Here is a 24,477-nt window from a genome sequence, read left to right on the forward strand (position 1 = left end):
GTATTGGCGATTAAAAACCGTTGATGCTCAGCCTTAACTTTTTAGGAATTTATAAGAATTATGACTATGTTTCTATTTACTTCTTTAAATAAAGACAAGCTATCCATAAAAGGATCAGCAAATGTTAGTGATTTAATGAAATGTGAGATTGTAGTTGATTCAGAAAATAACTCTGAAAAGTAAAAAAACGTGCTTCCTCGCTAGAACACGTTTTTTACTAAATAACTCAAGATAATTTTTTAAACTTATAAAACCACAAATTTCTAAGAAAAATAAACTTTAAATTAAGGCTATGTTTTAATATAGTGTTAAAAATATATAAATAATTAAGGGAAGCTATTTTGGCTTCCTTAACTGGGCTTTTAAGAATATGGTGTAATAAAATGTTCTGATAAAAACACATAAAATTCAATTAAATATTCAATGAATTTTACCATCCATATGTATCAAATCGCACACCAGATATATAATTTGTTATTGCTTTTTTTATGTATGGGATAACGTTAGGCGGAAGATTATCAATTTCAAACCACGATAAATCATCACATTTATGTGGTTCCATATTTACTATTTGGCCATCCCATAAATCTGCTGAAAAAAAGAAATCAATTCTTTCATCATCTGATTTTCTGTGCATTACACCTGCAAATTGAATATTGTTTGGTTTGATTTCTATTCCTGCTTCTTCTCTTGCTTCTCTTATCATTGCTGATTTTACATCTTCGTTTCCGTCTGAATGTCCTGCCACTATGCTATAATTCCCATCCTCATATCCTGTATTAAATCTTCTTAATAATAATATTTTACCTTCTCTAATTAGAAAAAGATGTACGGCAACAGGCATTTGAAATCTTTTCTTATTCAAATAAAAAACTCCCTTCTATAGTACGTCACATATTACAATTGTGCAATAAATTATAGTTAAGCTATATGCTAATTATAACATTTATTTCAATATAATGTATGTGTTTGTATAGATACTGGATATACTTCCTTGAAGTGTACTGTTTTTCTATAGGCATGGACTACATTGCATTGAACCATAAAGCTCTTCACTTTTGGGCTTAAAGAAGGCAGATGATGAAAAATGCTCACTTCAGTGACTTTTTTGCTTTAAATAATCCAATAGATATATAATCAATCTTTAATATAGGATGCAATTTATAGGGAACCTTTATGAAAACTTAATTTATACTTGTTATAAAATCGCGGCTTCTGGGGATTTTGTGTCATGTATAAATTAATAGTTGAAGTTGGTTCCCTATATAGGGAACCTTTATGAAAACTTAAATTAAACTTGTTATAAAATCCTGGCTTCTGGGAATTTTGTGGCATGTATAAATTAATAGTTGAATTTGGTTCCCTATAGTAATAGCCTAGCAATCAAAGAAAGAACTATCAATTTATTAATTTAAAAGGTTTACATAATAAAAATATCTATATGATGAATATTAGTACATTAATGCAAATATAAATATTAAAGCTAGTCAGTTATTTTATGGACTAATAAGTAAATAAATAATTTTAATACAAAAATTTCAAATTTAATGTTGACAAAAATGGTCTGGTTACCTATAATTGGTATTAGTAACATTATAGGAATACTATGAAATAATGGCTATGATAAGAAGAGTAGGTTAAGGAATATTTACAGAGAGAGACTTTCCTGGCTGTAAGAAGTCTCAATGGAACTTAATTGAAATGCATCTTTGAGCTCTGAATCGAAGTTATTAGTAGACTTCAGCGGGTACGCCCGTTAAAGCGTTGGTATTTTTGATATTTAGGCACATGAGATATCCTCTTCTACAAAGAAGTAGTGATAAGCAGAGTGGAACCGCGGAGAATCTTCTTCGCCTCTGTATATTAGGGGCGATTTTTTTGCGTGGTTTTTCATAATATTAATTTTATTGGGGGAGAAGAAATGAAGAAAAATTTATTAAGGGCTATGATTTTAAGTCTTAGTGCAGTACTCATCTTCACGGGATGTTCTGGTGGTAAGGATGACTCGAAGGATGATACTGCGGTAGTACAGCAAAAGGTTGAAGACAGCAGTGAACAAATAATAAAGGCGACAGATTTAAGTAAAAATGTACAAAAGGCCAAGGATAGAAAGGATACCTTTGTAGCAGCTATTTCAGCTCCAGGAGGAGTATTTTTGCCATATTTCTATGATAACGGCTGGGATGGAAATGCCACTTCACCTATGTTTAGTGCTTTAGTAGGACTAGATAGAAACGGTAAGGTGATACCAGACTTAGCTGAGAGCTGGGATATATCAAAGGATCAGTTAACTTACACCTTCCATTTAAGAAAGAATCTAAAGTTTAGCGATGGTTCACCATTAACCGCAGATGATGTAGCTTTTACACTTACACTATTAGATGATCCAGCTTATTCCGGTGATATGGATATTTCTCTTGCTTCCATAAAAGGCGGAGATGATTATAAGAATGGATCAGCAACCTCTATTTCAGGTATTAAGGTAATAGATCCACAGACCGTAGAAATAACTACTGAAAAGGTAAATGCACAGAGCTTAACTACTCTAGGAGTTCAGGTATTGTCAAAGGCATACTATGGAAAAGACTACAAAAAGGGACAACTTGATTATTTGAAGAGTTTATACCCAGCACCTTTAGGAGCAGGCCCATATAAGCTTGATAAATATGTTCCAGGTCAAGAAATACGTTATACTGCCAACGAAAACTACTATGGAGGAAAACCTTCTGTAGAGCATTTAATATATAAGGTTACTTCAAAGGATACAAAGCTTCAATTATTCCAAACTGGAGAAACCGACTATGATGGATTTACCGCTGATGAGGACACTGTAGACCAATTAAAGGGCTTAGGCTTTGCAAATATTAGAATTGCTACAGCTAACACTTACAGTTTCTTATATATAAATAATAAAAAGCCATATCTTAAGGATACTTTAGTGAGACAGGCACTTATATACGGTCTAGATCGTAAAAAATATGTAGATGTAGCTTATAAGGGTTACGGACAAGTAGCAAATGTTCCTGCATCACCAGTTTTATGGTCTTACTCAGATGATGGTGTAAATAAATATGAATTTAATACAGATAAAGCAAAGGAACTTCTAGACAAAGCTGGCTGGAAGGTAGGAGCTGATGGAGTACGTGAAAAAGACGGACAAAAGCTTAAGATAAATTACTTAGCTAGAAGTAAGGATGACGAGCTTATTCCAATAGCGAAGGAAAATTATAAGGCACTAGGAATAGACTTTAACGCAGAGATAATGGACTTTAATGCTTTAGTAGCAAAGCTTAAGAAAGGTGATTATGACTTTGCAGCGGTTTCTACTTCAATGCTTGGAGATCCTAATGATGCTGTAGGTGAGTTTTTATCAACTTCCCAAGGAAACTATTCAGGTTACTCAAATCCTAAGATTGATAAGCTAATACTTGATGGAATAGCTACAACTGATGTTGCAAAGAGAAAAGAGATATACAAGGAGCTTTATAAGGAGTTCAGCAATGATCCACCTATAATACTTCTAAACTATAGAAAATCAGTAGCAGCCTACAATGGAAGAATAGAAGGCCTTGATATTGATAACTTCAATGGAATTGGAGCTACCCTAGCTAAAGTTAAGATAAAACAATAAATTATATATTTCATATAAAGTAAAAAGGTCTAGCCGATGCTAGACCTTTTTGGAGATATATGAGGGGAGGCAGTATATGAAAAAATATATCTTAAAAAGATTTGTTCAGATGATTCCAACCTTGATTGGGGTATCAATGATAGTTTTCTTTCTCTTTGCCTTGTTGCCAGGAGATTATATAGATTCAAATCTTCAGCTTACACCGCAAAGAGCACATGAACTAAAGGCATTATACGGATTAGACAAACCTATACCAGTACGTTATGTAAATTGGGTGAAGGATGCTCTTACTGGCAATCTTGGCTTTTCTTTAAAGTATCAAGAATCAGTAACCTCACTTTTAAATAAATATATATGGAATTCTTTTATAGTAGCGGTATTTACCCTGATACTGTCTTGGAGTATAGCACTTATAATAGGAGTTTTTTCTGCGCTGAAGCAGTACTCAATTTTTGATAGAATCGTTACTTTGGCAGTATTTGCATCTATGTCCTTTCCATCCTTCTTCATAGGACTTCTTATGATTAAGTTCTTTGCGATAGATCTGAAGCTGCTGCCGGTAGGCGGGATGATAGATACGGGAAGTAACTATATGGGGTTTACCTATGTGTTTGATGTGTTAAAGCATATGATACTTCCTGTTGCAATACTTACTTTCTTAAGTATTGGATCTCTTACCAGGTATTTTAGAACTGGTATGCTTGACGTTATAAGGCTGGATTTTATACGTACAGCAAGAGCAAAGGGTTTAAAAGAAAAGACTGTTATCTTTAAGCATGCTTTAAAGAATGCTATTCTTCCTGCAATAACTCTGCTGGGATTTGAGCTGCCGGGCTTATTCTCCGGTGCAATAATAACAGAGCAGATTTTTAACTGGCCAGGAGTTGGAAGAGTTCAACTTGAAGCTCTAAGCTATAGAGACTATCCAGTGCTTATGGCTTTTACCATGTTTTTATCCTTCTTAACTATACTAGGTAATTTTTTAGCAGATATTTTATATGCTGCAGCAGATCCTAGAATAAGACTTAAATAGAAAGAGAAGAGGTGAAGGTATGATAAATTCAAAGGTTGTTAATAAAAGCAAGGCTGTAAGAAAGTCGGAATCCTTATGGAAACAAGCCTTTAAGAGACTAAGAAAAAATAAATTAGCGATGATAGCACTTATATTTCTCATATTGATGCTTTTATTTAGCTTTATAGGACCATTATTTTCTCCATATGTTTCAGGAACCGTTAATGCCTCAAGCATAAGCAAAGCGCCTAGTGCTAGACATTGGCTAGGTACTGATAAGCTAGGAAGAGATATTCTTACAAGACTTATGCAGGCAGGAAGAATTTCTTTAACCATAGGAATTGCCTCCATGCTGGTATCAGTGATATTTGGAGCTATATTAGGGGCTATTTCAGGCTTTTATGGAGGCATTGTAGATAACCTAATAATGAGGCTTGCAGATATATTGATGTCCATACCTGGTTTGCCACTGCTTATGATAATAGGAGCACTGCTATCTGAGTGGAAGGTTCCAGGAGAGTATCGTATATATATTGTTATGATAATGCTTAGTTTAGTAGGATGGCCAGGGCTTGCCAGACTTATAAGAGGGCAAATATTGTCCCTTAAAGAGCAGCCTTTTATGCAGGCCACTGAAGTGCTAGGTCTCAGTGACAGAAGGAAAATTTTTAATCATTTAATACCTAATACAATTCCTATATTGTTGGTAGTAGCTACCTTAAATGTAGCTGGAGCTATATTAAGCGAATCTGTATTAAGCTTTTTAGGCTTAGGGGTAGTACCACCAGCGGCTTCTTGGGGAAATATGATAGATGCGGCAAATAACCTGATAGATTTCCAAAAGAGACCTTGGCTTTGGGTACCTCCAGGAACAGCAATTTTCCTTACGGTTATATCCATAAACTTATTAGGTGAGGGCTTAAGAGATGCTCTTGATCCTAAGATGAAAGGTAGGTAAGTTATAATGAAAAAAACACTATTAGAAGTAAAGAACTTAAAAACCTACTTTCATGTAGATAATGATGTAGTTAAAGCAGTAGATGATGTTAGTTTTTCTATAAATGAAGGTGAAGTGGTTTGTGTAGTTGGTGAGTCAGGCTGCGGCAAGAGTGTAACCTCCTTATCCATAATGAGGCTCATAAGCGACCAAGGAAAGATTGAAGATGGACAAATAATTTTTAATGGAAAAGACCTGCTTTCTTTGAATAAATATGATATGAGAGATATCAGAGGAAATGATATTGCTATGATATTTCAAGAGCCGATGACTTCTCTCAATCCTGTATTTACAATAGGTCAGCAAATGCTTGAACCAATCATGGTACATTTATTATTAAGCAAAGAAGAAGCACATAAAAAAGCCATAGAGCTTATAACTAAGGTTGGAATACCAAGAGCTGAAGAAATATTTAATTCCTATCCTCATGAATTAAGCGGAGGTATGCTACAGCGTATTATGATAGCTATAGCCCTGAGCTGTGAGCCTAAGCTTCTAATTGCTGATGAACCTACCACTGCTCTTGATGTTACCATCCAAGCTCAGGTTTTAGACATATTGCGCAGTATAAGAGAGGAGTTTAATACCTCTATACTTTTCATAACTCACGATCTAGGAGTAGTAGCAGAGATGGCAGACCATGTGGTGGTAATGTATGCGGGAAAGGTTATAGAAGAAGCTCCAGTGCTGGAGCTGTTTAAGAACCCTAAGCATCCATATACCAAAGGAATTCTTAAGTCAAAACCAATAATAGGACAAAGAAAGCCTAGGCTTTATTCTATACAAGGACAGGTGCCAAATCTTTTAGAGCTTAAAGAGTCTTGTTATTTTAGTGATAGGTGTGAACACTGCATGGAGATATGTAAAAATAAAGCACCAAAGCTTAAGCTAGATGACAATAAGCATAAAACTGCCTGCTGGCTTTATGAGGAGGAAAATAAAAATGAGTAAGCCTTTATTAGAAGTAAAAAACTTAAAAAAATACTTTCCTATCTCTAAAGGTATTTTAGGCAAGGCAAAGGAGAATGTAAGAGCGGTAGATGATGTGAGTTTTACCATAGGAAAAGGAGAAGCCTTTGGCCTGGTAGGTGAGTCAGGAAGCGGAAAGACTACTATCGGTAAAACCATATTGAGAATGAATGATAAGACCGATGGTAAAGTGCTATTTGATGGCCTAGATATACACAAGCTTTCAAGGAAGGAAATTCAAAAGCTTCGTCCAAAGATGCAGTATATATTCCAAGATCCCTATAGTTCACTAGATCCAAGGATGAGAATCGGAGATGCCATAGGAGAACCCTTACTTCAACATGGCTTAGCAACCGAAGAAAATGTCCGAGAAAAGGTGGAAGAAGTACTAGTTTTATGTGGTCTTGCTCCATACCATATAGATAGATTTCCTCATGAGTTTTCTGGAGGGCAGCGTCAGCGTATAGTTATAGCAAGAGCTATGGCTTTGCAACCAGACTTTATAGTAGCAGATGAACCAGTGTCTGCCTTAGATGTGTCCATACAAGCACAGATAATAAACCTTTTTAGCGACTTAAAGGAGAATAGAGGCCTCTCTTACTTATTTATATCCCATGATTTAAGTGTGGTAGAGCATCTTTGCAGCAGAATAGCCATCATGTACTTAGGAAATATAGTGGAGCTGGCAGATAGAGATGAGCTCTTTAATAATCCATTGCACCCATACACCAAGGCGTTATTGTCAGCAGTGCCAATACCAGATCCAACCCTAAAAAGAAAAAGAATCATACTAAAGGGTGATATACCAAGCCCAGCAAATCCTCCTTCAGGCTGTAGGTTTCATACAAGATGTCCTTATGCTATGGAAAAGTGCAGTAAGGAAGTTCCGGAGTTTAAAAAAGTATCCGAAGGCCATGAGGTTGCTTGCCATTTAGTTTAGAGGTATAAAATAAGTATATATAAACCATAGCTTTGAAATTAAGTGGTCGGCAATCTGATGCTTTAGTCGGTGTAGCATCTTCTTGGTGACCACTTAATTTTAACAATAAAATATAGCCTAAAGTAAAAGAAGTAGGTGGACGAATCCGCCTACTTTAATATACGATGTTACTATAATAATATGGATGCTGCTATAATGAAAAAACTGCTCTTTTAGATTTTATAAAGATACTTTACAATTATAGATGAAATGATAAAAATATGTTATATATAGGGATTCTTTATGAAAGCTTAATTTATACATGTTTGATAATACGAGCTCCTGGGGATTATAAGGCATATATAAATTAGTAGTTGAAGTTGGATATCTATATTAAAAACTTAATATTTAAGTATATGGAGATTAACCATTATGAAGATAAGAAAAGCAGTTGGTGCAGTTATAGTTCAAGATAATGAATATTTGCTAATTCATAAAGCTAGGAATTCTGATAGTAACAAGGTTATTAATGGATACTGGGACTTTCCAAAGGGTGGAGTTGAAGCATCGGATAAAGATCTAGAAGCAGCAATTATGCGAGAGCTAAAAGAAGAGACTGGATCTGCTAACTATAAAATAATTAATAGATTTGACAGAAAGATTTGCTTCTCATTTCCTAAATCATATAAATATGAAAAGCAAGAAACTACTATGTTTTATGTTGAGTATTATGGAAATAGAGAAGATTTAGAGCCTCAGGATGAGGAAATTGATGAGGTTAAGTTCTTTTCTAAGGAACAGTTAATGAGCAGTATATCCCTTTATGAAACACAGAAGTTTTTAAGTGAAGTATTTGATCAAATATAGTAATTAAAAAGATATGAGTTTTTTATATAGTTAAAAAGATAAAAATTGTTAGTTACGACCATATGAAAATATATAAATAAGCAGGTGAAAAAATCCACCTACTTATTTATATATTATATTATCCTCTAATTGGGTCTACTGGATCTCCCATTGGAGTAATAGTGCTGTGAGTATTTGGTAAATTGAAGCTGTTAACTGGAATAGCTAGAACCCCTAAAACCAATACACTAAGTAAAAGCGTTGATATTTTTTTTCTCATAAATAATACCCCTCCCAACTATTTTTTATATTACTATTATATTACATTTATATAAAAAATGCACTAAAATTGAAATATATAAAAAATTATATAAAGTTTTCTAGTTGTTTAAGATACTCGTTGCATTTCTTCTGGTCACCTTGATTATTGGCCACTTCTACAAGTTTATACAAGGCAAAGCGTTTTCCTTCTTTTAAATAATGGCTTTCCAAGGCTTTGATTAATCTCTTTATGCTTTGTTTTAATTTATCAAACAAATTGTTTTCTAATAAAATAATTGATTAGTATTGAATAATTGGTGTAATACACTTAGTAAATACAGCTTTGATAATTGGAACAGTAGTAATGTTCAAAATTGATATGATAATAAAGAAGTATAAGTTTTTATATGAATGGAGATATAAAGGTTTTAGCAACGGATATATAATGCTATAAAAAATAAGTAGGTGAGAAAATCCACCTACTTATTTCTTTATTATATTATCCTCTAATTGGGTCTACTGGTTCTCCCATTGGAGTAATGGTGCTGCGAGTATTTGGTAAATTGAGGCTATTAACTGGAATAGCTAGAACCCCTAAAACCAATACACTAAGTAAAAGCGTTGATATTTTTTTTCTCATAAATAATACCCCTCCCAACCATTTTCATGTTACTATTATATTACATTTATATAAAAAATGCACTACAATTGAAATATATAAATGTTTATATAAAGTTTTCTAGTTGTTTAAGATACTCGTTGCATTTCTCCTGGTCACCTTGATTATTGGCTACTTCTACAAGTTTATACAAGGCAAAGCGTTTTCCTTCTTTTAAATCATTTCTTTCTAAGGTTTCCATTAATCTCTCCATGCTTTGCTTTAATTTATCAAATAGTTTACTTTCTGATAGAGCTTTTGCTAAATCTTTATAAGCATCTAATAACAAATCAAATCTATTATACTGTTCTGCCATTTCTGTAGCCAAATCAAACAACATCAGGCTTTCTTCAAGTAACCCTTGTGCATATAGTACTTTTGCTTTTAGACATAAAGTAATTGAAAGTTTTGACTTGCTACATTTAAGTTTTAAACTTTGAGATTGACTTAAGTATTGTAAACTCTTGTTGTAATCTTTAATTTTATAATAATATTCGCCTATGTTGTTATATAACAATGAAAGCATAACATTGTAATTATCACTATCTTTGCTCTTTATTAATTCAACTAATTCAAAGTACTGCTTAGCAGATTCATCATCTCTTTCAGTAAAAGATAGAAAAAGAGCCTTATCCGCTTTTGCTTCTATCAGTGTTTCTTCATCAGTGATTATGGTATTATTTAATATTTCATTATCAATTATTGATAGGCTTTCATCATACTGCTCCATACGTGCATAACATAAGGCTAGAGATCTAAGTCCTTTTCCATAGCGCACATAATCCCCACAATTTAAGGCATAAGTACTACCGTTTTTATAATAAAGGCTTGAATCCTCATAATTATTTTGCATATATTTACAAAATCCTAATTCTAGATAAACAAATATCTGGCTTTTTTCATCCTTTAATTCTTTGTAAAGGCCTAGAGCGTTGTTTAATGCTATGAAAGCATTGCTATAATCCTTCTCATCATTATACATTCCACCAGAAATCTTATAGCATCGTGCTAACAAATCTGTAAGTTCAAATTCCTTTTCTATTTCTATAAGCTCGTCCAACTTTTTATGAGTAAGTTGTGTTTCATCTTTTAATTCATTCTCACAGTAGTACCTAGCATCCTCCTTTGGAGTTCTACAGAAATACTCTTCATCTAAATTTAAATTGACACTTATTCTCTTAGCTATCTCGTTGAATCTTTCAGCTAAAAGCTTAGAACTTGCTTTACTTACGTTTCTTTTTCCACTTTCCATCATACTAATGAAGGCTCTAGTCATGTTGGTATTTTCAAGCTCAGCTTGATTTACTCGAAACTTTTTCCTCATTCGTTTAATTTTTTCGTTTGGATTTAAAAATTCCAAAGCGCTCCCCCCTTTTACATTAACTCATAAACAAAATACGCTGATACATATATTAGAAATTATATATTATTATTACATAAATTGCTCAAGAAAATGAAAAAAATGTTAATATGTTAATTTTTTTAATGAAAAATATTTTTTTAACAATAAAAAGCCTATATTTAAGCAGGTGATTTTATAAAATAGAAATGTTTATGTCAAAAAGGGTGTATTTAAGACTAGTTATATTTTGCAATATTATAGTCACATGTAATATTAATGAACTACATAAGATCCATTAGTGGCTTATATAAAAAATAGTAGTAGTTAAGCTTTGTAAGTAAAGCTACTTATAGAATTTTAAAAGTGAAGTTAAATTGGTTTATATACAATATTTGAAAAAGATTTAGTAATGAAGTATCATATATATTGTAACTTTATGGAATTATTATCGTAATAAGTTATAAAATGGATGTGTGTTTGGATTTAAGGTTAATGGCACAAAGTAATAGAGTACAGTATAGGAGAATAATTATGAGGGACTTTTTGATAGACTCCAATACAGTGTATGAAAAGGGAATGCAAGGGTACACTGCATTAACTATAATAGAAGAAAACCTCAACAGGTTAGATGAACTTTTAAAAGAAGCAAGTAATGAAATAAACAGACACGATGAATTAAATAGAATGTACTATCAATCACTGGAAAGCGATATACAATATTTAAGAGACTACAAGAATAAATATCAAAGCTTTATAGGAGGCACCTATAATGTAAATGGTGATGGAGGCTTCGTCGGAGAGTATAAGGATACAGTGGATGATCCTTATTATAACCAGAAAGAAGCTTTACTAGACAAGCTAGGTGATAGACAATAGGTTAGGAATAACAACAAATATGCAAGCTTTTGTAGGACATACAACTGCCATAAAGGATAAAGTAAACATAAGAGACATTCTAGGCTTTGGAAACATATCCGACAATATAAAAAAACAGTATGAGGACAGTAAAGCTCTTATTGAAAAATACAATGCTGGCCTAAACACCTATAATGAGAAGGACTACCCATCATTACTACCTGGTTTTGCCAAGAAACTATGGTATAATTTAACCAAGAAAAAAGAAAAGACAATAGATAATTATGATGATTACCTGGATGCAATAATAAAAAGCGGAGACTTTAACTTCGAGACTGAAGGAGAGAAGAAGCTTTCCATAGGCTTAGATTTTATTCCTATATTAGGAATAGAAAAGATGACTCTAGAAGGGTTACTAGGAGAAGATTTAGTTTCAGGCAAAGACCTAAATGGTTTGGAAAGAATACTAGCTATAGCTTCAGCAGGTGTAGGAGCATTAGCAAAGGTAAAGAATGCAATAAAGCTTGGAGAAATAGGTGGAAAAGTAGAAGGTTCTATTTCCTTTGGAATGAATGGTGGAGGCCAATTAGACAATATCATCAGTAAGCTTAAACAAAGCAAGGCTGAAGAGGATTTGGTGGCTAAGGAAGCTGTGACTATAGATAAGGGGTTAAGTGAAGCTTATACAGGGGGAAAAACTCAAGCAGAGCTAGATTCTTTAGAATATGATCCAGCAAAGAAGGCAGTAACAGATGGATCTAAAATTGAAGCTGTTATAGGTCTTGAATTAGAGGGAAAAGGGACGCTTGGGAGGATTGAAAGAAGTTTAGACCCTAAAGCTGAATTTATAGATATTACTACTGGTAAAAAAATTGATGTAAAAAGCTTTGAGTCATATCCCATAGGTGGAGATGGAAAACCAATAACTTCGGCTAAAAAGGGGGCATTTAAAGTAGAAAATGCTATAAAAAATATAGTCAAAGAATTTGAAAAGAATGGTAACGATATAGTCGTAATCAATAAGACTAAATTAACATTACAACATATTAAAGAACTTGAAGAAGCTATAGAAAAGTTAGGTTTAAAAAATAAAATTATTTGGTGGCCGGAGTGATAAATATGAAAAAATTTGAACAAAAAGAGTTAGATTTATTAATAAGAAATCATAATTTGTACATGGACTCAGTAAATAAAAATGATGTAGAGGGTAAAAGATTAATTTTAGATGAAGTAGATTTTTCGGATAATGACCTTTCACAGCTAAATTTCGTAGATGTATATATTACAGACTCAATCTTTAATAACGCCGTCTTTGAGAATGCAAATTTTGGAGGGGCAAAATTATATGGCTGCGAATTTAATAATATTACATTTAAAAATGTAAACTTGGGAAAAGCAGAGCTAGATTCTAGTAAAATTGTAAATTCAATTTTTATTAACTGTACACTAATAAAAGTAGGTTCAAATGAAGCTTTTTTTGAAGATTTATGTTTTCAAAATTGCAGATTAGATGATGTATTCTCAAATAGTATGATTAAAAATATACTATTTGAAGAATGTGATTTTAAAGGAGTAGAATTTTGGCAATGTATAATCAGTAATCTTAAATTTAAAAATAGTAAGTTTAAGGTTACTGATATCATAAAAAATATTAATAGGGGAACTTTAGAACAGCCTCTAATTATAAATGGCGATGACGCTATAAGATTTTTTAAAGAGAAAAGTGAACTTGTTTAAAAAGTCATAAAGAAAATTGAAAGAATAGACATACCATATAGTAATAATGGAAATGGATCTAAAGAAAATAATTAAGAGGATATTTACTCAGTTCCTTCAGGGAGTAATAACCTACTTTATAGCTAGTTAATTAAATATTGAAGGAGATCCTAAGAAAGGCGAAAGAAGATGGCAAGCAATTGAGAAGATTTATTTTCAGGCAGAGACTTAAATGGCTTGGAAAGAATACTTGACATAGCTGCAGTAGGGATAGGAGCATCAGCAAAGGTAAAAAACACAATAAAGCTGGAGGGATATGGTGATTAACATTAGAAGGTCAGATGATATTAGAAGTTCCAGTACAAAAATATGATATTCCTATAAAGGTTTTACAGAAGGCTAGAGAATTGCACATAGTAATAAGAGATATTGAAGCGAAGGTATATAAATAGTGGAAATAAGATACTGTGAAAAATGGTCATTATTCTATAAAGAAACTCATAAGGATATAAGTGAAGATGAGGCTTATAGGAGACATATTGAGAAAAGAAGTTATACTGCTGTTATTTTTGAAAATAATTTAGAGAAATATATAGTTAATGTAGCTGGGGGATGGATAAGCGTATACTTTCTAGATAAGTATAAAAGAAACTATTTATATTATTCTTTCAAGGAAGTTGAAAAAAATAAGCTTTTCTTAAATGAGTCATCATACTGGGAGTATGATGGTGATAGCGATAAAATCCTAACTACTATGCACTTCACTTTTTTACAGAATGGAAATACAATTATGAGTGAAAAAAATGAAATAACAGGGGAAATCGTACAAAAGGAAGGTAACTTTAGCGTTGAAGGTAATTGGGATGTATACCCTGAGTTCTCTGTATATAAGAATTTGTGTAGAGAGCAAAGAGAATAGAGTAACTGGGATTGTAATACGGTATATATTCAGTAGTATGATGATTCTATATGGCATATGAATAGTGAAACTTCATATAGTTATAATAATACAGCGCAATATGTAATAAGTAGACTGGATTTAAAAAATTTTAAATATGGAGTATAAGCCTATAATAAAGTTAATGCCTCTAAACTAGGAAGGTATTAACTTTTTTACTGTCTAGAAATCGCCCATGAGAGCTAAAAATCTCACAAAGTGTAATGAAAATACTTTATTTATAATAGTAATCTATAAAAAAGTTTATTATGAAACCTAGCAATATAAATGAATTAGAAGATATGGTTAGTATATACACTGAAAAATAGAATGTATAGAGCGTCAGGTTTTGCACATCTATATTCAGAAATGCCAATGCGCAAAAAAACTAACTGAAGAAGGATGCTTTACCGAATTTTTATATAACTTAATAACATGAATTATTCACTTAGCTTCGTATAAGAGTATAATTAAAACTATGTAAGGTGAATTTAAGTGCTTTTTAATTAATCATATTAATATCATAGAATATTAGTAAGTAAAAATAGACATACTGGAGGTAAATTTATGAATAAACCAAAAGTTTATATAGCGAAGTTTATTCCTCAAGAAGTAGAGGATTATATAGCACAATATTGTGATTATGAAAAGTGTGAAGATGAGGATATCACAAGGGAGCAGTTGATTGAAAAGTTAAAGGATAAGGATGGTCTTCTAGCCTCTGGAACTAGAATTGATGAGGAGCTTTTAGAAAAGGCGCAAAAGCTTAAGGTTGTTAGCAATATGTCTGTAGGTTATAATAACTTCAACTTAGAAGCAATGAAAAAAAGAAATATAATAGGTACCAATGTGGCAGGTTCTTTGGATGATACCGTTGCTGACCTTATATTTGGGCTTATGCTAGCTTGTGCTAGAAGGATAACGGAGCTTGATAGGTATGTAAAGGCTGGTAAGTGGAAGAAAGATGATGATCTAGACCTTTATGGGGCTAATGTGCATCATAGTACTTTAGGAATAATAGGCATGGGTAGAATAGGTGAGGCAGTAGCTAAAAGGGCTAGTCTAGGCTTTGATATGAAGGTGCTTTACTATAACAGAAGTAGAAAGCCTGAGGTGGAGAAAAAGTTAGGGGTAAAGTACTGTAGCATGGAAGAAGTGTTAAAGGCTTCAGACTTTATAGTTATCATGACTCCTTTAACTGAAGAAACCCATCACCTTATAGATGAGGCTGAATTTAATATAATGAAACCTAATGCTATATTTATAAATGCCTCTAGAGGAAAAACTGTAAATGAAAAGGCGCTGATTGAAGCGCTACAAAGCAAGAAGATAAAAGCCGCAGGACTTGATGTATTCGATGTTGAACCAGTGCAGGCTGACAATCCACTTCTTAAGATGGACAATGTTGTTACCTTACCACATATAGGCTCAGCAAATGATGACACAAGATTTGCCATGGCTAAGCTTGCTGCAGAAAATCTTGTGAAAGCACTTAATGGAGAAAATGCACCTAATATCGTACCAGAATTAAAACAGGAATAGGCTTAAACCCTGGTATTTACTATATATTTATATGAATTTATAATTATATAAATATAACAATATAAGAATTTTAAAATATAACAATTTAACAATTAGCCAATTTACTAAAGCTTTAAGAAGCTTGAAGAGTAGTATTTTATAGAGATTACAAGTATTTTCAACCTCCGCTAAGTTCTAAGGAGATCCGTTGAAGATATAAATTATATATAACTAAGGAAGGAATTGATTGACCATGGAGCTAACAAAAATTAATGGAAATACCTACTATATAAAGGCTCCTACCAATATTGGAGTTTATAGTTATAAAAATAAGAATTGCCTTCTCGTAGATACGGGAATAAATAATTCTGCCGCTAGAAAGATTGAAGAGGTGCTTAAAGACAATAATCTTCATGTAAAATATATAGTCAACACTCACAGCCATACGGATCACTGTGGAGGTAATACTTACTTTAAGAATAATTATACGGGCTGTATAGTATATGCTTCGGAAAAAGAGAAGTTATATATGGAGAATATGGAGTTAAGACCTAACATGTTATATACTTCAACAACTCCAAAGAATCTTGATTCTGACTGTAAGGATCTCATAGTGGATTACACATTAGCAGAAGGAAATACAAAGATAAATGAGGATAAGTTTGAAGTTGTAGAATTAAAAGGACACTCTCCTCAAGGAATAGCCCTACTAACCTCTGACAGAGTTTGTTTTTTAGGAGATGCAATATATAGTGAAGCTATATTAAACAAATATTCTTTCCCATATCTCTTTGATGTAGGGAGTACTTTGGATTCATTAGAGAAGATAAGGAATATTGATGCAGACTACTTTGTAATAAGCCATGCAGAGGATATAGTATTAAAGGAAGACTTAGAAGCATTAGTTGATAAAAATATAGATAATATCAATAATTACTGCGAGCAAATAATAGAGCTTTTAGAAAAACCTTTAACTAAGGAAGAGCTTATGGAGAATATAACCATACTAAATGATTTGGATATAGACTTTAATCAATATCACATAAACTATTCTTCTATGTCTGCATTTTTAGCTTACTTATATAATAAAGGGAAGCTTAATCATTCTGTAGAGAATGGGAAGCTTTATTATTATAGCAGTTAAGGAGTTTTGCGCCTGTTAAAGTACTATGTTGAAATTAACCTAAGTTTTATATTGTGTTAAGCATATTTTACCTATTATAATAGTTGTATATACAAATATAGAGCATATTATTAATAGTGTGTATCTAAATATGTACCACTTCAATCTGAAGCCTATTTTCAAAACGCCTCTGGTTTCTGAGAGGATAATTTGAAAATATAAGTTTTAATGTGAATTAGTACATCTATATATTGGAGGATTTAAATGAATAATGCAAAGTTTTACGAAACCATATTCAAAAGAAAATCTGTGAGAAAGTACGATATGGCTCCTTTAGACGAAAAAACTTTAGAAGATGTTAAAAAGTTCATAGATGACATTAAGCCATTATTACCTGAAGTTAACACTGAATTTCAAGTGATCTCTCAAGATGATGTTAAGAGTTTTATGTCAATTAAGGCTCCTCACTACGTAGTTGTATTTTCTGAAAACAAGGAAGGGTACTTGACCAACATAGGCTATATGCTGCAACAATTAGACTTATATTTATCCTCAAAGGGTCTTGGTGCTTGCTGGCAGGGGATAGCTAAGCCTGCTAAGGATATAATAAACAAGTCTAATTTAGAATTTGTTATAATGCTTGCTTTCGGAAAGCCTGCTGAGAATCTGCATAGAAGCGACAAATCAGAGTTCAAGAGAAATTCTATGGAAAGTATAAGAGATAAGGGAGACTTTGATGAGTTGTTAGAGGTAGTTAGAATAGCGCCTTCTGCAACCAACAGTCAGCCTTGGTACTTTAATATAGAAGGGAACTCCTTACATGTAGACTGTATAAAACTTAATCCTATTAAAGCACTTATAATGGAAAGAATGAATAAGGTAGATATGGGAATTGCTCTATGCCATTTAGATATAGCTTGCCAGAAGTCAGAAAAGAAATTTAAGTTTTCTTTGAAGGAGCCTTCCAACTATAATGCTCCTAAGGGATATTATAATATAGGGCTAGTTGAAATTGAATAACTTAAGAATAGTAGAAATCACTAGGAGTTAATCTTGGTGATTTTTTACTGTTAAGACCAGTACAAACTTTTTTATTGTAAATTGGTTTATGCTGAACATTGCTATAAATTAACAAAGAGACTCTCTTGGCATAAGCAAACTGGAGTCTCTTTGTTTTTTGTGATCTCATCTGACTGCTAATCACTTAATTTTAATACAATGCATTAATATTAAATATATTTTTAACTTTAATATAATGCATTAATATTAACTATATGTTAAGCTTTATTTCATTGCTGCTTGGAATCTGCTATTTACATCTTCCCAGTTTACTATGTTCCACCATGCTTCAACGAAGCCAGCTCTCTTATTTTGATATTTTAAGTAGTAAGCATGTTCCCATACATCTACTATAAGAAGTGGACACACTTCCCATTGAGTTAGGTTTTGATGCTTTTCTACTTGAAGAATAACTAACTTGTTAAATAGCTTATTCCAACATAGTACAGTCCAGCCTGATCCTTCTACAGCTACAGCAGCTGCGCTGAATTGCTTTTTGAAGGCGTCATAGCTTCCAAAGTCTTTGTTTATTTGATCTGCTAAACTTCCAGTTGGTTCTCCGCCTCCATTTGGACTCATGTTTTGCCAGAACATTGTGTGAAGTATATGGCCTGCCCCGTGGAAGGCATACTCTCTTTCCCAATGTTTGATAAGACCGAAGTCTCCTTTTTCTCTAGCTTCAGCTAGTTTTGCTTCTGCATTGTTTAGTCCATCTACATAAGCTTTATGATGCATATCATGGTGAATTCTTACGGTTTCTTGATCGTAGTGTGGTTCAAGCGCATCATAAGCATAAGGTAAATCAGGTAAAGTATATGGCATAATATCACCTCTTAATAAATTTTTATCTTTTATATATTACCCACTATTTAGAATGTTATAAGCGTAATTATAGATTTGGATATTATAAAATGCATTAGAAAAATTTAGGTATATATTTCAAACTGAAGCTAATAATATATATGGTTATACTTTACGAAAACTTAATTTATTTATGTTCGATAATCCTCGGTTCTGGGGATAGGATGCTCCCGAGTTCTAGGGATAAGATGATCCTGGGTTCTGGGGATAAGATGATCCTGGGTTCTAGGGATCATCAGTAATGCATAAATTAATAGTTGAAGTTAGATAACTATTATACCTATGTAATTATATTTTGAGAGGATGTGTGTGTATTGTCAGTAAATAATGCAATGACTGCGGATTTTTTACGTTCAGCATACGGTGGGGAAAGTATGGCTCATATGAGATATCTTGTGTGGGGGGACTCAGCAGAGAAAGACGGATATCCTAATATAGGAAAGCTATTTAGAGCTGTAGCTTATGCTGAAAGAGTTCATGCAACGAATCACTTCAATGTTATGAAGGACCAAGTAGGGGATAGCACTGTTGTAGCAGGAGCTGTATTTGGTCATACAAACATTATAGAGAACCTACAAGGTGCTATTGATGGAGAGTTACATGAAATAAAACAAATGTATCCTGTTTATCTCGAGACAGCAAGATATCAAGAAGAAAAAGATGCTCAAAGATCCTTCCATTACGCTTTAGAAGCTGAAAAGGTTCATGCGAAGATCTTCCAATTTGCTCAGGACACTGCAAAGCAAGGCAAGGATCTAGAAATAGCAACTATGTATGTTTGCCCAGTATGTGGATACACAGAAATAGGAGATAATGTTGAAAAGTGCCCAGTTTGTGGAGTAAGCAGAGAATTATTTAAAGCATTTGAATAACAAGGGTTTGTAAACTTAGTCATATTCTACGTTTATAAATTAAAATATCTCCAAACTATAAATTTTAGTCTTAATGTATAATATCTACAAACTAAAAATTTTAGTTATAATCTTGTAAGTGCATTGCTTCACTTGAAAAGAAAATTATTTAGTGGAGTTTTTGCATAAAAAGCACTATCAAACAGCTGATAGTGCTTTTATTGAGCCAAAATTTATTAAGATATAGGTAGGGGGAAACTTCAATCAAAGGGGACATATAGATGTACCACTTTATATTAAGGTTAATATTTTTAAACTTTCCTCTCAAGCACCAGAGGACTTTAAAAATAGATTTCGGATTAAATAGGCTATCTATCCATTACTTTGTAGTGAAAGCATTTAGCATCCATAAATCCTTCTCATACTTAGCTATGAAACCAGCCATAAGATCAACAGTACCTTGATCATTAGCAGCCTCAGCAAGCTTTAGTATATTCCTTGAGGATTCTAATAAATATGAAAAGTCTTTTCTTATAACTTCTACAGACTCTTCAGGGGTAGCATCCTTGCTTTCTCTTTCAGCAATTGTAGATAAGCTCAAGTATTCTTTCAATGAAGCAGCTGGAGTATAACCTAAAGTTAATATTCTTTCTGCTACAGCATCTAAATCTGTGTTTACAGTGTCATAGTACTCTTCAAACTTAGTGTGAAGTTCAAAGAAAGCCGCACCTTTTATATTCCAATGAAGGTTGTGTAGTTTAGTGTAGATTATATTTAAGTTTCCAAGATACTTATTTAACTCTCTAACAACACTTTCTAAACCTTCTTTTTCTAAACCAATATAATTTTTACTCATAAAAAATCCTCCTTAGCTAATTTATTAATTAATATGAAATCATAATAAGTATAACCATTTGATATTTATAATATTTGTACCAACTAAAACATTATTGTATTAATAACTAATTTGTAATTAGTACAATATTATAATAACTCTTATTTACATGCTTGTCAATGCTAAATGATAAAAATTATCAACTGCGACTTGTTTCTTGAGATTGAGGGGTAACCTTAGGGTGTTAGATGGTCGTTTTTCATAATTAAGATCTAACTTATTTCAGAGTAGGGACATTAACTTAAGCATGGAATCACTGACCACTTAATTTAATAGATTACTTTATAACGACTAGTAAAAAAGTATACTCAGAGTCTGTAAAAAAATAAGACCAGATCTCATCGATCTAGTCTTTACTCAGCTCTTTTAGATAAACAATTTTTACATATTCCTTTAAAATGAAGAGATTGTTCTTTAATCATAAAACCATCTAAATTTTTTATATGAGAAGGTTCAATATCTATATCTACATCATAAACAGTTCCGCAGCTCTCACATTTGAAGTGGCCATGAGAAGCAGGGTTAAATAGATCGTAGCGTATTTCGGTACCTTCAATAGTTATAGCCTCTACAATCTTTTTTTCAACGAACATATTTAAGGTGTTATAAACAGTAGTCTTAGAAAGGGTTGGTATCTCTTTTACTAATTCTTCATATATCTGATTAACATTTGGATGGTTTTGTCTTTCATTTAAATATTCAAAAATTCTTTTTCTTTGATAGGAAGGACTTATGCCGTGTTCTCTCAAATAAGCTTCGATATTAATTATTTTCATCAAATCAATCGCCTCCTATATTAGTGTGTAATTAATACAAATTTATACTTAATTTAATAATAGCAAAAATTTTTGAAAATGTTAATGGAATCTGCTGGTTAATATACGGTTTAAGTTATATTATATAAAGGTAATACATTTTTTTGAAAATATGGCTGATGCTTTAGCTGTATTAAGTTTCAATAATAGATGATGTCTAATAATTTCAAAAGCATACTTTAACACTACTTAATACAAAATTTTGTTGGAGGTACTATGGTTACTAGATTTGAGCAAGAAAGCTCCATAATATTTTTAAGATACATATATATATTTGTGTTTATGATAGCTTTTTCATACAGTGGAGATAAGATAAATTCCTTTTACATAATTCTATTTCTTTTATTTATAGCAAATAATCAGCTTAGATACTTTATATTCCCTAGGAAATGGTTTATTATGCTTCCGTCTCTAATTATAGAGACTATATTAGCTTACAACTTACATAGTTTAGCAGGATTTTTTGGTGAGTTTATATTTGTATTAACCCTGCTTGATATAATATATAATTTTCCTAAAATCTTTTGGATGTGCTATGGTGCTATCATAGCTGCTTTAATGTATATTGAGGATTTAAATAGGTTCATGGGCTGGATTGTAGTTGCAGTACCATTGCTTATAATACTGGATAAGGTAAAGATTGAGCAGTTTAGAAAAATAGAAGCTCAGGATTTGTATGATCAATTAAGAGAGAAGGACGAAGAACTTAAAAAGGCAAATAAAGAACTAGAATCTTATGCCAATACAATAGAAGAAATAACTCTTTTAAGAGAAAGAAGCAGGGTATCAAGGGAGATTCATGACAATGTAGGCCACGCACTTTCTACCATAATAATTCAGTTAGGAGCAATAGAAAAGGTAGCAGAGAAGGATGGAAACAGCGCAGCTCTTATGGCTAAAAACTTAGGTGAATTTTCTAAGGAAAGTATGGAGAGAGTAAGAGCAGCAGTAAGGGCTATGAAGCCTAGAGAATTGGAAGAATACGAGGGTGTAATTGCTATTTCAGAAATGATTAAGAACTTTGAAAAGCTTACTGATGTAAGAGTACAATTTAGAGTGTCAGATAAGGTTTGGAGACTTAATTCGGATCAAACCATGGTTATATATAGAATAGTGCAGGAATTCTTATCTAACTCAGTTAGACATGGAAAGGCCACTGAAGTGAGGATATTCTTGAACTTTTTAGATAGTCATCTTAGACTTCATTTAAAGGACAATGGTAAAGGCTGCGGTACTGTGGTACCAGGCGTGGGACTTTCCAGTATAAAAGAAAGAATTTCTGTCTGGGGAGGACATTTAGAATTCTTTACAGAGGAAGGCAAAGGCTTTGAAGTTGCAGTTACTATGGATAAAGGTAAATTGAGTTTAGATGAAGTATAGATTTTTCTGGAGGGATTAGGGTGGATAAGATAAAGATAATTATTGTAGATGATGAAAAGCTCATAAGAGAAGGGCTTAAGATAATACTTTCAACCTATGAGGACATAGAAGTATTGGCACTTTGTGAAGATGGACAAAAAGCCTATGAGTTTTGTAAGGAAAATAAGGTTGATGTGGTTCTTATGGATATAAGAATGGAAAACTGTGATGGTGTTCTAGGTACGAAACTTATAAAAGAGCATAATAGTGATATTAAGGTTTTGATATTAACTACCTTCAAGGACAGTGAGTATATAGAGGATGCCCTTAAAAACGGAGCTTCTGGCTACTTGTTAAAGGACAGTTCTTATGATCTGATTTACGGAGGGATTAAAGCAGCTTTTGGAGGTAATATAGTTGTTCATCCAGATATAATACCTAAGCTTGTAGTTAAGGAAAGTAGCGGTGGTGAAGCTATAGCAAAGGAAAAGCTACAGCAGGAAACAGGACTTACTGAAAGAGAAATAATTATAATTCAGGAAATAGCCAACGGTTTGACTAATAAAGAAATAGGAGAAAAAATGTTTCTTACTGAAGGAACTATAAAGAATAATATAACTACAATATTATCAAAGTTAGCCTTGAGAGATAGAACGCAGATTGCAATATTTGCATTTAAGAATAATCTAGTTAAGTAGAGTTGATGAAAGAGCCATTAAAAACAGTTAGTTTAAGGCTTAAAAGGAAACTAAGTAAAAAGTTTATATGTTAAAAGATCAGGAATGCCTGATCTTTTTATTATATAAGAAATTATTAACTTTTTCGTTTTGGCTATGTAATTATATTTAATCTAGGCTATGTTTAAGATTATTGTTGAAATTAAGTGGTTAAGCATCGGATGACTGACCACTTAATTTCAACATGGTGCTTTATAACAAAGCCTTAATCTACAATGTCTTATGTAACATGTGAATATTGTAAAATTGAGTTTTTATTTTTTATTACCCCAAGAATTAGCCATTTTATCATAGTTACCAGTTAAAGCGTTTAGTAAATCGTCTGTAGGTTTTACTAACCACTGGTTGCCATCCTTAACAAGTTCTAAAGTGACATCAGTTTGAGTTTTTGGCGCATTTGGGTCATTTATTGAGTTTACCATGTATTGAAGCATCATTTCATTTTGCTTTTTTTCATCTGGCTTGTCTCCGGAAAGGGCTTGAGCCATTAATGTTGGCATTAGTTCACTAATCATTTTGTTTGAAACTCTCATAAGATCTATGGAAGTGATTTTTGCTTTAATTGTAGCGTTGTCACCCTTAACCGTGCTTTCATCAAGTTTATAGTCTATCTTGGAGAAAACAGCTTTTATCATCTTTTCTTGTTCAGGACTGTCGTATTTAAACTCACCTTTAGAACCATCTTTTTTCATGAAGCTAGATGCTTTTGACATATCTTGAGCCTTAAGTGCATCTAAGAAGGCTTTGGCGTTTACGTCAGGTTTAACTCCACATCCAGATAATATTAATGTGAATATTAGTGTTAGTGACAATAGTATGTAAGTAGTTTTTTTCATTTATATTCCCCCTTTTTGGCATACTTACTAATTATATTATCAATTTCAAAATAAGTAAATCACTGTAATATGGTAAGTCGCTATTTATAAGATAATGAGGCTTATATATGATTTAAGAATAAAACTTGCTATAGTGTTAATTCAAAAAGCATTATTACAAATGACTTAAGTCATTGAAGATGATGACCTAGGCTAATAGGTAATAAATAGATATCCTTGTATAATTAACTCATAGATAAGAAATCAACAAAGCAAGTTTATAAAATAAAACTTAGCA

General features: G+C 32.4%; 25 protein-coding genes and 1 other annotated feature. Of the genes, 17 read left to right on the forward strand and 8 right to left on the reverse strand.

The genetic code is table 11. The features are described from left to right. The first annotated feature begins 60 nt into the window (after positions 1–60). Positions 61–183, forward strand: coding sequence for a hypothetical protein (locus C1I91_RS29320; protein ID WP_275051645.1), 123 nt, complete (start codon positions 61–63; stop codon positions 181–183). Positions 184–430: 247 nt separating this feature from the next. Here the strand turns inward: C1I91_RS29320 and C1I91_RS01930 are convergent, their stop codons facing one another. Next, positions 431–865: an NUDIX hydrolase gene (locus tag C1I91_RS01930; RefSeq protein ID WP_205694271.1), complete on the reverse strand. Its 435-nt coding sequence runs from the start codon at positions 863–865 to the stop codon at positions 431–433. Positions 866–1,611: 746 nt separating this feature from the next. Beyond that, positions 1,612–1,861, forward strand: a binding site (T-box leader). Positions 1,862–1,921: 60 nt separating this feature from the next. Between C1I91_RS01930 and C1I91_RS01935 the strand changes: the two genes are divergently transcribed. The 6 genes from C1I91_RS01935 to C1I91_RS01960 all read left to right on the forward strand — a co-directional run bounded on the left by C1I91_RS01935 (position 1,922) and on the right by C1I91_RS01960 (position 8,395). Beyond that, a complete protein-coding gene (locus C1I91_RS01935) occupies positions 1,922–3,631 on the forward strand; it encodes an ABC transporter substrate-binding protein (protein WP_128210973.1) in 1,710 nt (569 codons plus the stop codon). 76 nt (positions 3,632–3,707) lie between these two features. Continuing rightward, positions 3,708–4,664, forward strand: a complete 957-nt coding sequence (locus C1I91_RS01940) for an ABC transporter permease (protein ID WP_128210974.1) — start codon at positions 3,708–3,710, stop codon at positions 4,662–4,664. Between the two features lie 19 nt (positions 4,665–4,683). Continuing rightward, positions 4,684–5,601, forward strand: a complete 918-nt coding sequence (opp4C, locus tag C1I91_RS01945) for an oligopeptide ABC transporter permease (RefSeq protein ID WP_128210975.1) — start codon at positions 4,684–4,686, stop codon at positions 5,599–5,601. A gap of 6 nt (positions 5,602–5,607) precedes the next feature. Beyond that, the gene (locus tag C1I91_RS01950) at positions 5,608–6,591 is read left to right on the forward strand and encodes an ABC transporter ATP-binding protein (RefSeq protein WP_128210976.1); all 984 of its coding nucleotides are present in this window, start codon (positions 5,608–5,610) and stop codon (positions 6,589–6,591) included. Continuing rightward, positions 6,584–7,549, forward strand: coding sequence for an ABC transporter ATP-binding protein (locus C1I91_RS01955; protein WP_128210977.1), 966 nt, complete (start codon positions 6,584–6,586; stop codon positions 7,547–7,549). Before C1I91_RS01950 ends, C1I91_RS01955 begins: the two co-directional genes overlap by 8 nt. Positions 7,550–7,960: 411 nt before the next feature. After that, a complete protein-coding gene (locus C1I91_RS01960; protein ID WP_128210978.1) occupies positions 7,961–8,395 on the forward strand; it encodes an NUDIX hydrolase in 435 nt (144 codons plus the stop codon). Positions 8,396–8,513: 118 nt separating this feature from the next. Here C1I91_RS01960 and C1I91_RS27965 read toward each other — a convergent pair whose 3' ends face one another. The 3 genes from C1I91_RS27965 to C1I91_RS01965 form a co-directional block, all read right to left on the reverse strand. After that, positions 8,514–8,654 (reverse strand): hypothetical protein, encoded by a 141-nt coding sequence (locus tag C1I91_RS27965; RefSeq protein ID WP_164880414.1) that lies wholly within the window; start codon positions 8,652–8,654, stop codon positions 8,514–8,516. 480 nt (positions 8,655–9,134) lie between these two features. Further along, positions 9,135–9,275 carry a hypothetical protein gene (locus C1I91_RS27970; RefSeq protein ID WP_164880415.1) on the reverse strand — a complete coding sequence of 47 codons (141 nt, stop codon included), beginning with the start codon at positions 9,273–9,275 and terminating at the stop codon, positions 9,135–9,137. A gap of 85 nt (positions 9,276–9,360) precedes the next feature. Next, positions 9,361–10,653 (reverse strand): helix-turn-helix domain-containing protein, encoded by a 1,293-nt coding sequence (locus C1I91_RS01965; RefSeq protein WP_128210979.1) that lies wholly within the window; start codon positions 10,651–10,653, stop codon positions 9,361–9,363. 513 nt (positions 10,654–11,166) lie between these two features. Between C1I91_RS01965 and C1I91_RS01970 the strand changes: the two genes are divergently transcribed. The 7 genes from C1I91_RS01970 (at position 11,167) to C1I91_RS02000 (ending at position 17,807) form a co-directional block, all read left to right on the forward strand. Further along, complete coding sequence (locus tag C1I91_RS01970; protein WP_128210980.1) at positions 11,167–11,511, forward strand: hypothetical protein; 345 nt, start codon at positions 11,167–11,169, stop codon at positions 11,509–11,511. Continuing rightward, complete coding sequence (locus C1I91_RS01975) at positions 11,498–12,604, forward strand: pre-toxin TG domain-containing protein (RefSeq protein WP_128210981.1); 1,107 nt, start codon at positions 11,498–11,500, stop codon at positions 12,602–12,604. The genes C1I91_RS01970 and C1I91_RS01975 overlap by 14 nt, the downstream gene beginning before the upstream one ends. 5 nt (positions 12,605–12,609) lie before the next feature. Next, positions 12,610–13,227: a pentapeptide repeat-containing protein gene (locus C1I91_RS01980; RefSeq protein ID WP_128210982.1), complete on the forward strand. Its 618-nt coding sequence runs from the start codon at positions 12,610–12,612 to the stop codon at positions 13,225–13,227. 430 nt (positions 13,228–13,657) lie between these two features. Then, entirely contained in the window at positions 13,658–14,125 is a 468-nt protein-coding gene (locus C1I91_RS01985; RefSeq protein ID WP_128210983.1) for a hypothetical protein, read from the forward strand. Between the two features lie 585 nt (positions 14,126–14,710). Beyond that, the gene (locus C1I91_RS01990; protein WP_128210984.1) at positions 14,711–15,685 is read left to right on the forward strand and encodes a 2-hydroxyacid dehydrogenase; all 975 of its coding nucleotides are present in this window, start codon (positions 14,711–14,713) and stop codon (positions 15,683–15,685) included. 232 nt (positions 15,686–15,917) lie between these two features. Further along, positions 15,918–16,808 carry an MBL fold metallo-hydrolase gene (locus C1I91_RS01995; protein ID WP_128210985.1) on the forward strand — a complete coding sequence of 297 codons (891 nt, stop codon included), beginning with the start codon at positions 15,918–15,920 and terminating at the stop codon, positions 16,806–16,808. Positions 16,809–17,051: 243 nt separating this feature from the next. Continuing rightward, the gene (locus tag C1I91_RS02000; RefSeq protein ID WP_128210986.1) at positions 17,052–17,807 is read left to right on the forward strand and encodes a nitroreductase family protein; all 756 of its coding nucleotides are present in this window, start codon (positions 17,052–17,054) and stop codon (positions 17,805–17,807) included. A 264-nt stretch (positions 17,808–18,071) separates the two neighbouring features. On the opposite strand, the gene C1I91_RS02005 is transcribed toward C1I91_RS02000, so the two are convergent. Beyond that, the gene (locus C1I91_RS02005; protein ID WP_128210987.1) at positions 18,072–18,668 is read right to left on the reverse strand and encodes a superoxide dismutase; all 597 of its coding nucleotides are present in this window, start codon (positions 18,666–18,668) and stop codon (positions 18,072–18,074) included. Positions 18,669–19,021: 353 nt separating this feature from the next. Here C1I91_RS02005 and C1I91_RS02010 point away from each other — a divergent pair, with 353 nt between their 5' ends. After that, positions 19,022–19,579, forward strand: coding sequence for a rubrerythrin family protein (locus C1I91_RS02010; protein WP_128210988.1), 558 nt, complete (start codon positions 19,022–19,024; stop codon positions 19,577–19,579). A 358-nt stretch (positions 19,580–19,937) separates the two neighbouring features. Here the strand turns inward: C1I91_RS02010 and C1I91_RS02015 are convergent, their stop codons facing one another. Both C1I91_RS02015 and C1I91_RS02020 read right to left on the reverse strand, forming a co-directional pair. Further along, positions 19,938–20,414: a Dps family protein gene (locus C1I91_RS02015; protein ID WP_128210989.1), complete on the reverse strand. Its 477-nt coding sequence runs from the start codon at positions 20,412–20,414 to the stop codon at positions 19,938–19,940. Between the two features lie 392 nt (positions 20,415–20,806). Next, positions 20,807–21,229: a Fur family transcriptional regulator gene (locus C1I91_RS02020; protein ID WP_128215887.1), complete on the reverse strand. Its 423-nt coding sequence runs from the start codon at positions 21,227–21,229 to the stop codon at positions 20,807–20,809. A gap of 255 nt (positions 21,230–21,484) precedes the next feature. Here C1I91_RS02020 and C1I91_RS02025 point away from each other — a divergent pair, with 255 nt between their 5' ends. Continuing rightward, positions 21,485–22,648, forward strand: coding sequence for a sensor histidine kinase (locus C1I91_RS02025; RefSeq protein ID WP_128210990.1), 1,164 nt, complete (start codon positions 21,485–21,487; stop codon positions 22,646–22,648). A gap of 20 nt (positions 22,649–22,668) precedes the next feature. Continuing rightward, positions 22,669–23,325 carry a response regulator transcription factor gene (locus C1I91_RS02030; RefSeq protein ID WP_128210991.1) on the forward strand — a complete coding sequence of 219 codons (657 nt, stop codon included), beginning with the start codon at positions 22,669–22,671 and terminating at the stop codon, positions 23,323–23,325. A gap of 293 nt (positions 23,326–23,618) precedes the next feature. On the opposite strand, the gene C1I91_RS02035 is transcribed toward C1I91_RS02030, so the two are convergent. Next, on the reverse strand, positions 23,619–24,200 hold the full coding sequence (locus C1I91_RS02035; protein WP_128210992.1) for a DUF4878 domain-containing protein: 582 nt from the start codon (positions 24,198–24,200) through the stop codon (positions 23,619–23,621). Positions 24,201–24,477: the final 277 nt, after the last annotated feature.

Origin of the sequence: Clostridium manihotivorum (assembly GCF_004015185.1) — a bacterium.
In the GTDB taxonomy this organism is placed as follows: Bacteria; Bacillota; Clostridia; order Clostridiales; family Clostridiaceae; genus Clostridium_AR; species Clostridium_AR manihotivorum.

Excerpts from the sequence above, each read along its gene's own strand:
- C1I91_RS29320 (WP_275051645.1), top strand. The coding sequence starts at position 61 with ATGACTATGTTTCTATTTACTTCTTTAAATAAAGACAAGCTATCCATA.
- C1I91_RS01935 (WP_128210973.1), top strand. The coding sequence starts at position 1,922 with ATGAAGAAAAATTTATTAAGGGCTATGATTTTAAGTCTTAGTGCAGTA.
- C1I91_RS01940 (WP_128210974.1), top strand. The coding sequence starts at position 3,708 with ATGAAAAAATATATCTTAAAAAGATTTGTTCAGATGATTCCAACCTTG.
- opp4C (WP_128210975.1), top strand. The coding sequence starts at position 4,684 with ATGATAAATTCAAAGGTTGTTAATAAAAGCAAGGCTGTAAGAAAGTCG.
- C1I91_RS01950 (WP_128210976.1), top strand. The coding sequence starts at position 5,608 with ATGAAAAAAACACTATTAGAAGTAAAGAACTTAAAAACCTACTTTCAT.
- C1I91_RS01955 (WP_128210977.1), top strand. The coding sequence starts at position 6,584 with ATGAGTAAGCCTTTATTAGAAGTAAAAAACTTAAAAAAATACTTTCCT.
- C1I91_RS01960 (WP_128210978.1), top strand. The coding sequence starts at position 7,961 with ATGAAGATAAGAAAAGCAGTTGGTGCAGTTATAGTTCAAGATAATGAA.
- C1I91_RS27965 (WP_164880414.1), bottom strand. The coding sequence starts at position 8,654 with ATGAGAAAAAAAATATCAACGCTTTTACTTAGTGTATTGGTTTTAGGG.
- C1I91_RS27970 (WP_164880415.1), bottom strand. The coding sequence starts at position 9,275 with ATGAGAAAAAAAATATCAACGCTTTTACTTAGTGTATTGGTTTTAGGG.
- C1I91_RS01970 (WP_128210980.1), top strand. The coding sequence starts at position 11,167 with ATGAGGGACTTTTTGATAGACTCCAATACAGTGTATGAAAAGGGAATG.
- C1I91_RS01980 (WP_128210982.1), top strand. The coding sequence starts at position 12,610 with ATGAAAAAATTTGAACAAAAAGAGTTAGATTTATTAATAAGAAATCAT.
- C1I91_RS01990 (WP_128210984.1), top strand. The coding sequence starts at position 14,711 with ATGAATAAACCAAAAGTTTATATAGCGAAGTTTATTCCTCAAGAAGTA.
- C1I91_RS01995 (WP_128210985.1), top strand. The coding sequence starts at position 15,918 with ATGGAGCTAACAAAAATTAATGGAAATACCTACTATATAAAGGCTCCT.
- C1I91_RS02000 (WP_128210986.1), top strand. The coding sequence starts at position 17,052 with ATGAATAATGCAAAGTTTTACGAAACCATATTCAAAAGAAAATCTGTG.
- C1I91_RS02005 (WP_128210987.1), bottom strand. The coding sequence starts at position 18,668 with ATGCCATATACTTTACCTGATTTACCTTATGCTTATGATGCGCTTGAA.
- C1I91_RS02015 (WP_128210989.1), bottom strand. The coding sequence starts at position 20,414 with ATGAGTAAAAATTATATTGGTTTAGAAAAAGAAGGTTTAGAAAGTGTT.
- C1I91_RS02020 (WP_128215887.1), bottom strand. The coding sequence starts at position 21,229 with ATGAAAATAATTAATATCGAAGCTTATTTGAGAGAACACGGCATAAGT.
- C1I91_RS02025 (WP_128210990.1), top strand. The coding sequence starts at position 21,485 with ATGGTTACTAGATTTGAGCAAGAAAGCTCCATAATATTTTTAAGATAC.
- C1I91_RS02035 (WP_128210992.1), bottom strand. The coding sequence starts at position 24,200 with ATGAAAAAAACTACTTACATACTATTGTCACTAACACTAATATTCACA.